Source organism: Salinibacterium sp. (assembly GCF_031364185.1).
Lineage (GTDB): Bacteria > Actinomycetota > Actinomycetes > Actinomycetales > Microbacteriaceae > Rhodoglobus.
Window position 1 is genome coordinate 1 of sequence record NZ_JANLVV010000352.1, and the last position, 12,177, is coordinate 12,177.

Here is a 12,177-nt window from a genome sequence, read left to right on the forward strand (position 1 = left end):
CCGCATTAGAGATCGCGCCAATAGGCTGCAGCCAAATGAAGGAGAATTTCGCTCGAGTGTGTGGTGAGCCCCGGAAACCAGGGACCCGGAGCGGGATTGTCCTTCATTTGGTCGGAAATGACCGCACCTATTGGCGCGATCACTTAGTCGCATCGCCGTGAGAATCACGGCGGATCCAGAGTGGTAGCGGCCCGCTGCTGCCTGAATATCGAGAAACGCCAGATCCTCATCGGGCAGACTGATGCTGATTTTGCATACTGCAATGCAACTTCAGTACGACCAACCATGGCTGATCTGTCGTGACGCCAGGCACATCGGTCACCGCTCCTCCGTCGAGTCCTCCTCTGAATCATCGAGCGAGTCGTCGTCGAAGTCGTCGTCATCATCGTCATCGGCGTCGTGAATCGCACGGTGCTCCTCCCACCTCTCCATCAGGCGCGCGGTGGCATCCCTGAAACGACGGGTTGCCGAGCCCGGAGACGTGTCACCGAAATGGCGCTCGACCCAGAATTGCAAACGGCGGCGAGCCTCTTCGTCTACCTGGACGCGCTCGATGATCGCCACGATGCCGGATGCGTCGTCCGCTGTGAGCCACTCCGCCGCACCGAGGTATCCGGTCTCGTCTACCTCTGCCGCCTCCCCCGACGGTCGCGTGATGATGAGCGGCTTGCCGGTAGCCAGTCGGTCATAGACCATCGCGGAAATGTCGGTTACTGCGACATCCGCCGCGGAAAGCTGCCAGTCAAGCTGTGGGCTGTCATCGAATACGTGCTCGGCGCCGGGGTCAAGGGCGTTGGCCCGCGCGATCGCCGCGATGATCGAAAGGTTGGCGGCTTTGTATTCGGGGTCGACGACCCCGCTGCGCGGATGAGGGCGATAGATCACGCGGTGCACACCCGTGGCCAACAGTGCCGAGACGAGAGCCACGCCGTGGGTGACAACCGATCCGTACGTTGCGCCAGCACGGTCACCCTCCCAGGTCGGCGCATACAGGATGACCGTGCGGTCGTCGGGCGCAAAGGGAAGCTCCCCCCCGAGGTGATCGGCCTGCGGGCGACCGATCATGATCGCTCGGTTCGCCAGATCGTAGTCCCAGAGCTTATGGCTGAGGCGCTCGAACGCGGCCTCGCCAGCAATGAAGCTGTAGTCGTATGCCTTGAACTGGTTGGTGGTCATGTAGACCTTGTCGCTCTCACCATGATTAATGAACACGTGCCACATGCGGCCGTACCTGAACATCTGGAAATTACGGGTGTTCTGATTGACGTAGAACACGATGCTGATCTGCTGTTCGTGCACGAACCGCTCGAGGTCGACCACCGTGCGAAGGTAGTGCGCGGGCACGGGAGCTTCGTCCCACAACGCCAGTGCGGTGCCCGCCGAACGGGCGATGATCGCGATCGGCCAGGTGGACGCGAGGTCAGCAAGCGGGCCGTACCACTGGCGAAGCTGGTACATATTAACGTCGGCGTCGGCAAAATACACGGCGATCTTCACCGAGCCGGGCGGTGGCAGAGGGTGACTGCGAGATCGCCGAGCGACCTCTGCCTGCTGGCTACGCGAATGGATGAGGTCTCTCACCACCCGTGTCGCGAGCCCGATATCACGGCGAATCGACATGTGTTCCTTCCTGAACCCGGCACCAGATCATCCGCCTCGGAATTCGCTTCATTAAATCAGGGGAGGGCGGCCGGCACGGGTCATACGCCACACCGTTACCCACTTGATGCGCCTGCGGCCGCCCGGATTCTCGCGGCAGCCGGCCAGCCAGCCCCCCCACCACGCTCGCAGCCCGGCAGGTCGTCGTGCCGACCGGATGAGTTGGATGCCCGTCCAGCTGCCCACATACAGCGGCACGATCAGCCACGGCAGGTTCCGCTTCGCGAGCCACACCCTGTTGCGCGCATTCAGGCGGTAGTAATACTCGTGCCGGGTTGGCTCGATGGCCGGGTGATTCGCCACCAGGTCACCCGCGTACAACACCCGCAGCCCCTGGTCCCAGACCCGCCAGGCAAGCTCGATGCCCTCATGCGCATAGAAGAATGGGTCGGCCCAACCGCCCGTGGCGTCGAACACCGATCGGGGAAGCAGCGTCGCCCCTTCCCACACCGAGAACACGTTTCCGGACTCGGTGGCGTCACCCTTGCGAATGCGCGGGATCCATCGCCGCGGGTTCGGTGCCCCGCTAGGATCGACCACCCTCGGCTGCAACAGCCCGATCCCTGGATCGGCCCGCAGTGTCGCGACGGCGTCGGCGAGAAACGTCGGAGACGGGATGCTCGCATCGTCGTCGAGAAAGAAAATGAAGTCGCCGCTCACCCTGGCCGCCCCAAGGTTGCGGCCCGCCGGGATGCCCATGTTCTCGGGAAGGAACAACGCGGCTACGCCCGAAGGGAGCCCCGTGGGCTGCCACGCATTGCCGACCACAACCACGTCGAGCTGCACTCCGGTCTGGGCGGCGAGGCTGGCGAGACCTCGAGCGAGGTCATCCGGGCGCCTGCCCATTGAGAGCGACACCACGCCGACGGTGGGGATGTCGTGCGAGCTCAGGATCGCACCCTCTGTGACGCCATGATGGCAACGAAATGACCGAGGAGGGCCAGCACAGCCAGCGGCAACAGGGCGAGCAACAGCCCGCGCTCGGAGGCTAGCGGGGGCAGGAAAAGTCCGACAACGGCCGCGGCGAACACCAGCATCGTGAGCTCCACGGAGTGGTAGAGCCGGTGGAATGGGATGAACCGTGCGGCCCTGCGCAGCGTCGCAATGAGGTGTTGGCTGGGTTCGGCCTCCCCCTTGCGGTCGCTGAGCTTGTCGAGGCCAGCGTTCGCCCTGGCGACGTGCACCATGTCGTTGAGGGCCTTATTGAGCACGATTACGAGTGCCAGGGCGAAGCCGACGGTGGTCCAGGCGAAGTCGGCCGGCAATTCCAGCGGCCACCCCGCGGCTCGAATGCCGAGGGCGATCGGGATGAGCGCCTCGGTCGAGTAGTGCCCGACCTTGTCAAGAAATACACCGGCGGGAGAACGCGTGTTGCGCCAGCGTGCGACCTCCCCGTCACAGCAGTCCACGAGCATCTGGAGTTGGCCGAGCACCAGGGCGAGCGCGGCTCCCCCGATCCCGGGAATCAACAGGGCCGCAGCCGTCGACCACCCCGCCAGAATCATGAGCCCGGTCACGCCATTGGCGCTGATGCTGGTCTTCAGCAGCATCCAGGTCAGATACGGCGAGAGATCTCGAAGGTAGAGCGACGCCGTCCAGTGTTCCGCGTTCGCACGCAGGCGCACCTCGGGCGGCTGTGTCACCTCACGCAGTTGGGCGATGGAGGTAGGGCGGCCGTCCATGCTCACCTTCCCGTGCGCTCGGTGATCCCGGTGAGTTTCAGAAATCCGAGCAAAAACCCGATCCCCCATCCGAAGTGGATGCATGGCAAGACTATGAGATACCAGAGGCCGGTGCCGATTCCTTCGCGCATTGCCCTGATGGATGCCGCGATCACCACGGTCGCGTAGAGCGCCGGTACTACAAACGCGAGCGTCAGCCACCCCGCACCACTGACGAGGCCCACCACGCCGATGACGAGTGTCGCGAGGATCCCGACTACCGCGACCGGTGGCACGAAATAGCGCAGCCCGTTGGCGGCCCCGAACCTGCGAGCAAGTTCACCCCGCCACATCCCGGTCGCTACGAACTGGCGGACGAGTTTGCGCAGGCTCGATCGTGGTCGATAGACCACCGTTAGCTCAGGGGTAAACCACACTGTGCCTCCGGTCGCACGCAGCCTACGGTTCAGCTCCCAATCCTGGCCCCGCTTTATCCCCTCATCGAACAGGCCGACCTCGATAAGTCGCTCACGCCGGAACACGCCCAGGTAGGCGGTGTCGGCCGGCCCCGCTTTGCCGCCGACGTGATGCTGCGTGCCCCCCAGACCCTCGGGCGAACCGTAGGCGTGCGCCACAGACTTCTCGAATGCCGTCTCGCCGACAGCCTTCATGATGCCACCCACGTTGTCTGCGCCGGTCTCCAGAAGAGTCGCCACGGCGATGCGCGTGTAGTCGGGTGGCAGCACCGAGTGTGCGTCAACTCGCACCACCACGGGGTTGCTGGAAGCGCGGATGGCGGCGTTCAACCCGCCCGGCGTCGAGCCCAGTTCGTTCGGGATGCGGCGGATCCTCGGGTCGGCCTCCGCCATGGCCGCGATCACGTCGTTTGTGCCGTCAACGCTCGGCCCCAAGGCGAGCACGACCTCGAAAGGTCCCGCATAATCCTGAGCGATGAGACTCTCGACGGCGGCCTCGATGTGCTCCACCTCATTGAGAACCGGCATGACGTACGAGACGCCGGGGAGGGCGTCGGGCTGCTGCGCCATGTGGTCCAATACGTCGATCTGGTGGGGTTTATGAGCCTACCAGCGAGGCAGAGAACGGCGCGGGATCGCCGGTCTGCCGGTGATCCCGCGCTTCCTTGGGCGTTACTTCAGTTCTCCCAGGGTCACCTTCGACTCGCCAGCGGTGCCGTCGCGAACGTAAGTGACTGTTGCCGAAGCGCCCGCAGCGAGCGCTCTGACCTGGGCGGTCAGATCGGTCTTTCCGGTGACCGGGATGCTGTTGAGCCTGGTGATGACGTCGCCCGCCTTGAGTCCGGCGCCGGCAGCGGCACCACCCTGTGTGATCTCCTTGACGACAGCACCGACGACCTGATTGTCTGCAGTCGTGGCCATATCCGTCACGTCACCCACCGAAGCTCCGAGCAGACCGTGCGTGGCAGTTCCGTTGGCGATGATCTCGTCCGCAACCCGCTGAGCGAGATTTGACGGGATGGCGAATCCCACGCCGATGCTGCCGGACTGGCCGCCTCCCCCAGAGCCGCCCGCTGAAGCGATCGCGACGTTGACGCCAATCACCTCGCCGTCGGAGTTCAGAAGCGCGCCACCCGAGTTGCCAGGGTTGATGGCGGCGTCAGTCTGGATCACTGAGAGAGCGATCGTTGCCGACGATGCTGCGCTGGGGGTTTGCCCGGGCACATCAAAATTGAACAGCCCGTACGGGTCCTGGCTGTTGGGAGTGGGCGCCGTATTGTCGCTCTGCTCGGGAACGGCTGACGAAGCGATCGTGATGCTCCGGTTCAGGGCACTGATGATGCCATTGGTGACCGTCCCGGCGAGCCCCAGTGGCGCACCTATCGCGATCGCGGTGTCGCCCACATTCAGCTTGGAGGAGTCGGCGAACCCGGCGGGCTGCAGATCGTCAACGCCGCCAATCTTGATGACTGCCAGGTCTGAAATCGGGTCGGTGCCGACGATAGTTGCGTTGAGCAGTCGTCCGTCGTTGGTGGTGACCTTCACCGTCGCATCCCCCGCCGCACCGTCGAGAGTGACGACGTGGGTGTTGGTGAGCACATAGCCGTCTTTGCTGAGGACGATACCCGAGCCGGTTCCGCCAGAATTGCTGGATGCCACGTTGATCGTGACAACGGATGGTGACGCCTTCGCGGCTACCGCGGTGATCTGGTTCACACTCTTGGTGTCGTTGACGGTGATCGTTGTGGGGCTCGCGCCGCTCACGATGGGCGCCGAAACATTGTTCGAGCCAGCCCACATCGTTACCCCGGCTCCGGAGACACCGCCGATCAGTGCGCCGACCGCAAGGGCGGCGACGAGGCCAGCAGCGGTCTTACGTTTCGGCGAGGCAGCAGTGGTGAACGAATCGCCCTTATGGGGAGGCGGGGGCGGCCCCTGGTGGCCTGAGACGGGAGGCAGCGGCGCGAGCCCCGAGGAGGGCGCGGTGGCCTCCGGGGACAGCGGGGCCGTAGCGCCTTCGGCTGCCGCGACAGTCGCGGTCGCCTCCTCCGTTGCCGCGATAGGCGCGGTCGCTGGAACTGCGGGGGGCAGCGGAGCCGCTGGGGCGGTCACATCCTGGGGGGCCGTACCTGCCGGTGTGGGGTTCTGGTTGCCAGCAGCAAAGTCATCTTCGGCGGGCACCTGGGGGGTTTCGGTCATGGGAACTGCTCCTTTCGACGGTGTAAGCATCCACCGCGAACCTGAGCATTCTATTTGGGTGCGCTGTGAGCCCACCGCCGTTTCTCGGCGAGCGTGTCAGCAGCCCGGCCCGCGCGGATTCGCCGTGCATTCGCGCTCCACCAGCACGGTGGTGGCGTCGCCCGCCGTCGCTGTGAGTCGGTTTGATTGCACCGCTAGCGTGCCGTTGAGCGGGCTCCAGGGGCCCACAGCGAAGCGGTATTCGACGGCGTAGATCACCGCAAGGTCGATGATGTAGGTGCCGGGCGCTCGATAGATGTGACTTCCGGATGTCGCGTCAAACTCTTCAACGCCCTGCGACTTCCACGTGCCGCCGGGAGTGGCAAGCGTGGCTGTGGTGCCGTCGCCGTAGCTCCAGCGCCAGCCGACGGGCGTGAAGCGCACCGACGCCGGTGTTCCCAGCAGCATGCCGTCGACAACCTGCGTGCCGCCCGTGGAGTAGAAGTTCGTGTCCAGGCCCACGATCATCCAGCCGTTGGGTTGCATCCCCGCGACCCCCGCCACCGGGCGAAAGTTGGCGATGTCCGTGAGGGTCACCGGCTGGGTCGGCACAACCGGCGCGCCCGGCACTGTTTTGCCTGGCCCGAAGCCCTGGCACTTGTCGTTGAGTACAGGAAACTTGCAGCCGCCGTCATCGCCCGCTGAACCCTCGTCGACGCCGTCACCGTTGCCGTTGCCGTTGCCGCCGCCTGGCTGCTGGGGCGATCCCGGCTGAGTGAGGTCGATGCCGAGTGTGACATCCTCGTCGCCGACTCCTGCGGATACGTCGCCGGGGCAACCGGTCGTCTGATGAACTTGAGGTGAGCATTCACCTCCCGCTGCTAGCGATGCGGGAAGCAGAGAAAGAGAGGATATGACCAGAACTAGGGATCCAACACGAGCCAATGAACTCATCAGCATGGGTCGTTGCTCCAAACCTCTCGGCTGGACAGGAAAAGACTGGGCCTATTGCCATCTGAATCAAAAGTCGCTTGGAAAGTTGTCGAGTTTGGACGGTCAGGTGAAACTATAGAAATCTTCGAGCTATCGAGGACATCCACAGCGGATATGTCTTCGCAAACGTAGATGACAACTGCTTCCCTGCCTCCAACTTCCGAATAACTTTGCAATGTGGCTCCTCGGAAGACCGTGCCGCCTGTACTCACCCAGCCCTTGGCCTGCACCTCGGCAAATCCTTCCACGGACGCCTTTAGGAATTCACCAGTAGCTACAGACGACATCCGCTCGGGGTCCTTACCGCCTTCAACAAAAATTTGATCCGACAGCGTCACGTACGCGGCATAGGCAGCCGTGGCGGCGGCCAGCGCCTCCTCTTCAGAGGCGAACACCGGGGTTGAGCTGGGCTCCGGGGTCGGTGTGTTGGTTGACTGCTGCGGGACGCATCCACTCAACAACAGCACGGCGAGCGCGACGGCGGCAATCGAAGTGGGTGCGCGCATTCCCACACGCTAGCGCGGACGGGCGGGGTGCGTCCGAAAGTTTCCACACTCTTAAGGCCAGCACCCTCGCTAGAAGGAGTACCCGCCCGCATGGCACTGATCGGTCACCGGTCTCATCCCTGCCAAATGAAGGAGTTGAGGCCGATCCGGCGGCTTTCGCCGCATGATCACGGCAAGCGCCCACATATCTCCTTCATTTGGCAGTGGGGAGGGGCGGAAGGGTAGCGTGCGGCCCGTCGCCGTAAGCTCGAGGCGTGAACGTGTCGGGGTCCTGGGAGCGCGCCGCCCGCGGTGCCATGCTGCTCGGGGCGGATGGCCAGCTGCGGCAGACGATTTTCGGCGAGATGTCTGCGCTGGCGGCCAGCACGGGGGCAATAAATCTGGGGCAGGGCTTCCCCGATGAAGACGGCCCGATTGAGGTGCTGGATGCCGCCCGCCGCGCCATCACGGACGGCATCAACCAGTACCCGCCGGCGCTCGGCATGCCGGTGCTGCGCGAAGCGATCGCCCGGCACCAGCAGCGGTTCTACGGAGTGCGGATCGACCCCGATCGGCAGGTTCTCGTCACTGCCGGAGCCACCGAAGCCCTCGCCGCGACCATCATGGCACTCACCGTGGAACGCGACGAGGTCGTCACACTCGAGCCCTTTTACGACGCGTATGGCGCCATGATCGCCTACGGCAAGGCCACCCACGTGACGGTGCCACTGCGCGCACCGCACTTTCAGCCCGATCACGATGACCTGCGCACGGCGATCACCGACCGCACCCGTCTCATCCTGATCAATAGCCCTCACAACCCGACCGGCGCCGTGCTGCCGCGCGACACTCTCGAGCTCATCGTCGAGCTGGCGCACGCCCATGACGCGATCATCGTCGCCGATGAGGTGTACGAACACCTCACCTTCGGGGTCGAGCACATTCCCATCTCCAGCCTTCCGGACGCATTCGAGCGCACGGTCACCATCTCGAGCGGCGGCAAGACGTTTAGCGTTACCGGCTGGAAGATCGGTTGGATCGTCGCGCCCGAGCCGCTCATCCAGGCGACCCTCGCGGTCAAGCAATACCTGACCTACGTCAACGGAGCACCGTTCCAGCCAGCCATTGCGGTGGGGCTGGGGCTGCCCGACGAGTTCTTCCGCTCCGTGGCATCCACTCTTCAGCATAAATGCGCCATTCTCAGTGCCGGGCTCACCCAGGCCGGCTTCACGGTCAGCGCGCCCCAGGCCGGTTACTTTGTGATTGCGGATGCCGCTGCGCTCGGCGTCACCGATGCGGCCGAGTTCTGTCGCGCCCTCCCCGCCCTCGCCGGGGTCGCTGCTGTTCCTGTGAGCGCCTTCGTGCATCCGGACCGCCGCGACGGGTTTGAGACCCTCCTTCGGTTTGCATTCTGCAAGAAGGTCGAGCTGCTCGAGCGCGCGGCGAGCCAATTGGCCGGGCTGACGCTCGCCTAACGCTCGACTGCCTGAGCGAGCCGCAGCGCGTCAGAGCGGGTGGGTGCCGAACCGGCGCAACGCGAGCGCCGGGTTGATCTGGCGGACGGCAGCGACGCGCTCGGACGAGACCTCCGCGACCGCGATACCGGCTTCCTCGCCGATCGTCACCAACTCGACGCCCATCGGGTCGACGACCATGCTGTTGCCCACGCCAATCGGCGGGGCATGATCTGCTGCAGCCACGTAGATCGTATTTTCCAGCGCGCGGGCGGTGACGAGCGTGCGCCAGTGATGCTCCTTGAGCGGGCCGCGCACCCACTCCGCAGGCACGAGCACAAGGTCGGCGCCGGCGTCGACCAACCGGCGCGACACCTCCGGAAACCGAATGTCGTAACAGGTCTGCATCCCGACGGTGAACCCCTCCCACGCAAAGGTCTCGGGCGGCGCAATATCCCCGGCGCGCACGATGTCAGACTCCTGCTGCCCGAACGCGTCGTAGAGGTGCAGCTTGCGATAGGTGGCCTCGACGACCCCGGCCGGTGAGACGGCGACGATCGTGTTGGAGAAGTGCGAGGCATCCACTGTTTCCAGCATGCCTGCCACCAGGTGGATTCCCAGGGAGACCGCGATCGAGCACAGCGCGTCGACAAATGGCCCGTCGAGCGGCTCGGAGGCGGCAATCGATGCGGCGCCCGCCTCGATCTCGAAGAAGGAGGAGTATTCCGGGAAGACGACGAGGGTCGCCCCGCGTGATGCCGCCGAACTCGCAAACGAGTGGATGACGGCCAGATTGGCAACCGCATCCGGGCCGGGAGCGAACTGGCACACCGCAACGAAACTCACGCGGAATGCCACCAGTCATCGAACGGCGAGACCGGCGCCGTGCGCTTGTGCCGCGTGTTGATGTAGCGCGTCTCAATGGCCACCGCCACTCCTTCGGCGACCTGTTTGCCCTCCAGATAGTCGTCGATGTCGGCATAGCTGAGGCCCAGGTTCGCCTCATCGGTCTGGCCGGGAGTATCGTCGAGCAGGTCGGCGGTTGGCGCCTTCAGGTATAGGCGCTCGGGTGCTCCGAGATGCTTGAGAAGCGAGCGACCCTGGCGTTTATTGAGGCCGGTCAGGGGCAGGATGTCGGCGCCGCCGTCGCCGAATTTGGTGAAGAACCCGGTGACGGCTTCTGCTGCGTGGTCGGTGCCCACGACCAGCAGGCTCGACTGGCCAGCGAGCGAGTACTGCGCCACCATGCGGGACCGCGCCTTGACGTTGCCCTTGGTGAAGTCGAGCATCTCGGCGCCCATCGCATCGAGATACTCGGCCTCGATACCGTCGACGGCGCGGCGGATGTTGAACGTGACCAGGTGGTCGGGGCTGATGAAGGTCAGCGCGAGTTGCGCGTCATCCTCGTCAGCCTGAAGGTTGTACGGCAGCCGCACGGCCGTGAACTCGGCCTGCGTACCCTCGGCGCGCAACTCGGCCACAGCGAGCTGGCAAAGCCGCCCGGCGAGCGAGGAATCCTGCCCTCCGCTGATGCCGAGCACGAAGCCGTGAGCGCCGCTGGAGCGAAGGTACTCCTTGAGAAAGTCGATGCGCATCCGCACTTGGTCAGCCTCAACAATGGCGGGCTGCACATTCAGGTCGTAGATGATTCGTGCCTGGAGAGGTGTCATTTACCAAATTTACCTCCACCCCGAGCGGGATGTGTGTCGTGCGCATTACGACCGCCTGTGTTACACCTGTGATAGGTAATATCAGGCCGTGACGTACCTGCCAGACTTCATCCGGATCCGGTGGCAGCGCCCCAGTCTTGACCCGACGACGCCGTCGCTCGCAGTGCTCAGCCCCGAGGAACTGACCCGGGTCGGTGATCGCGGCTTTATCCAGGCAAGGATGCTGCTGCGCGAGCTCGCGGGCGAACTTCTGTGTCTCGACCCGGCAGCCGTGCCGCTCAGCGCCACCTGCCCGGACTGCGGCGGGCCGCACGGCCAGCCGCGCATCCCGGGGCTAACCGTGAGCCTGTCGCGCTGTGCCGCGGCGATCGTTGCGGTCGCAGCACTCGAGGGGAGCGTTGGGGTCGACGTCGAGCCGCTCGGGGGCACGGCCGAGCGGGACGCTGCCATTGCGGACGTGGCCGGCGGAGGCGGCATCCGGCACTGGACCAGCGTCGAAGCGGCCCTGAAGGCCGACGGGCAGGGGCTGCGCGTGGACCCCCGGGGCGTGAACGTCACGCGAGTGAGCGCGACGGTGGGCGACGCGCGGTACGAGCTGTGGCATCCGGAGCTCGCTGGCGACCTGCAGACGACGGTCGCCTGGCGAGCCTGAGATGCGGGTGCGCAGCATCGACAGCGCAGTTGCCGCGGTTTACCCCTCGGCAAAACTGCAGCAACTGCACTGTCGATGTGAAGCGAGACTCGGAAAGGCGCCCTACGGCAGCCGCGGCACCGAAGTGCCGAACAGCCAGCCGTCGAAGAGCTGCTCGAGCGGGCCCTCGACGTAGCCGGCGGCAAGCGCCCTGAAGTCGTCGGTATCGGCAACCCCGAAGCGATAGGTGGCAACCCATTCGCGCAGTAGCCCGAAGAACGGCTCGTCCCCGACGGTGCGCCTCAGTGCGTGCAGCGTGAGGGCGCCGCGCTTGTAGACCCGATCATCGAACATGAGAGCCGCTCCCGGGTCGCCGAGGATAATGTCGGCGGGCTGCCCGACGAGGTGCCGGCGAAACTGCCTGGCCAGGGAATCCGCCGATGGCCCGCCCTGGTGTTCAGACCACAGCCACTCTGAGTAGCAGGCGAAACCTTCGTTGAGCCAGATGTGTTTCCACGAGGCGAGGCCGACGCTGTTTCCGAACCACTGGTGCGCCAGCTCGTGCGCGACGAGCCGCTCGACCAGGCCCACACCGCCGGCGTGGTTTGATCCGAAGATCGCCATTGCCTGGGCTTCGAGAGGAATCTCGAGCACGTCCGGGGTGACGATGACCGTGTACTCCGGGAACGGATACGGTCCGAACGAGGCCTCGAAGAACTCCATCATGGAGGGAAGTCCGGAAAAGTCTGCGAGCACGCCCTCCTTGAGCGCTGGCGGATACACCAGAGCGCCGGTAACACGTCCAAGGGCAAGCTCGGTACGCACGTAACGCCCGATCTGCAGCGTGACGAGGTAGCTGGCCGTCGGCTCGGCCTGCTCGAACACCCACTGCCCGCGGCCCGAGCTCACGCGGTAATGCGTCTGCACGCCCGTGCCGACCACCGTGTACCCCTGTTCGGCGGATACCCGG

General features: G+C 64.9%; 13 protein-coding genes. 2 read left to right on the forward strand and 11 right to left on the reverse strand.

Translation table 11 applies throughout. The features are described from left to right. The 8 genes from RMN95_RS17200 to RMN95_RS15625 all read right to left on the reverse strand — a co-directional run. On the reverse strand, nt 1–264 hold a 264-nt coding region (locus RMN95_RS17200), incomplete at its 3' end, for a type II toxin-antitoxin system ParD family antitoxin (RefSeq protein WP_397545306.1). A 54-nt stretch (nt 265–318) separates the two neighbouring features. Then, a complete protein-coding gene (locus RMN95_RS15595; RefSeq protein WP_309617825.1) occupies nt 319–1,620 on the reverse strand; it encodes a CDP-glycerol glycerophosphotransferase family protein in 1,302 nt (433 codons plus the stop codon). A gap of 51 nt (nt 1,621–1,671) precedes the next feature. Continuing rightward, nucleotides 1,672–2,505, reverse strand: a complete 834-nt coding sequence (locus tag RMN95_RS15600; RefSeq protein ID WP_309617836.1) for a glycosyltransferase — start codon at nt 2,503–2,505, stop codon at nt 1,672–1,674. Nucleotides 2,506–2,546: 41 nt separating this feature from the next. Beyond that, a complete protein-coding gene (locus tag RMN95_RS15605) occupies nt 2,547–3,341 on the reverse strand; it encodes a CDP-alcohol phosphatidyltransferase family protein (protein ID WP_309617826.1) in 795 nt (264 codons plus the stop codon). Nucleotides 3,342–3,343: 2 nt separating this feature from the next. Beyond that, on the reverse strand, nt 3,344–4,366 hold the full coding sequence (locus RMN95_RS15610) for a glycosyltransferase family 2 protein (protein WP_309617827.1): 1,023 nt from the start codon (nt 4,364–4,366) through the stop codon (nt 3,344–3,346). 102 nt (nt 4,367–4,468) lie between these two features. Further along, on the reverse strand, nt 4,469–5,995 hold the full coding sequence (locus RMN95_RS15615) for a trypsin-like peptidase domain-containing protein (RefSeq protein ID WP_309617828.1): 1,527 nt from the start codon (nt 5,993–5,995) through the stop codon (nt 4,469–4,471). 96 nt (nt 5,996–6,091) lie between these two features. Further along, nucleotides 6,092–6,934 carry a hypothetical protein gene (locus RMN95_RS15620; RefSeq protein ID WP_309617829.1) on the reverse strand — a complete coding sequence of 281 codons (843 nt, stop codon included), beginning with the start codon at nt 6,932–6,934 and terminating at the stop codon, nt 6,092–6,094. Next, on the reverse strand, nt 6,928–7,473 hold the full coding sequence (locus RMN95_RS15625; protein ID WP_309617830.1) for a hypothetical protein: 546 nt from the start codon (nt 7,471–7,473) through the stop codon (nt 6,928–6,930). The genes RMN95_RS15620 and RMN95_RS15625 overlap by 7 nt, the downstream gene beginning before the upstream one ends. A 254-nt stretch (nt 7,474–7,727) precedes the next feature. On the opposite strand from RMN95_RS15625, the gene RMN95_RS15630 reads away from it, so the two are divergent. Continuing rightward, nucleotides 7,728–8,927, forward strand: a complete 1,200-nt coding sequence (locus RMN95_RS15630; RefSeq protein WP_309617831.1) for an aminotransferase class I/II-fold pyridoxal phosphate-dependent enzyme — start codon at nt 7,728–7,730, stop codon at nt 8,925–8,927. Between the two features lie 30 nt (nt 8,928–8,957). Here RMN95_RS15630 and RMN95_RS15635 read toward each other — a convergent pair whose 3' ends face one another. Next, a complete protein-coding gene (locus tag RMN95_RS15635) occupies nt 8,958–9,752 on the reverse strand; it encodes a carbon-nitrogen hydrolase family protein (protein WP_309617832.1) in 795 nt (264 codons plus the stop codon). After that, nucleotides 9,749–10,576, reverse strand: coding sequence for an ammonia-dependent NAD(+) synthetase (gene nadE / locus RMN95_RS15640; RefSeq protein WP_309617833.1), 828 nt, complete (start codon nt 10,574–10,576; stop codon nt 9,749–9,751). The genes RMN95_RS15635 and nadE overlap by 4 nt, the downstream gene beginning before the upstream one ends. An 88-nt stretch (nt 10,577–10,664) precedes the next feature. Here nadE and RMN95_RS15645 point away from each other — a divergent pair, with 88 nt between their 5' ends. Further along, the gene (locus tag RMN95_RS15645; RefSeq protein WP_309617834.1) at nt 10,665–11,228 is read left to right on the forward strand and encodes a hypothetical protein; all 564 of its coding nucleotides are present in this window, start codon (nt 10,665–10,667) and stop codon (nt 11,226–11,228) included. Between the two features lie 102 nt (nt 11,229–11,330). Here the strand turns inward: RMN95_RS15645 and RMN95_RS15650 are convergent. Continuing rightward, a partial coding sequence (locus tag RMN95_RS15650) for a M1 family metallopeptidase (protein WP_309617835.1) occupies nt 11,331–12,177 on the reverse strand: 847 nt, incomplete at its 5' end.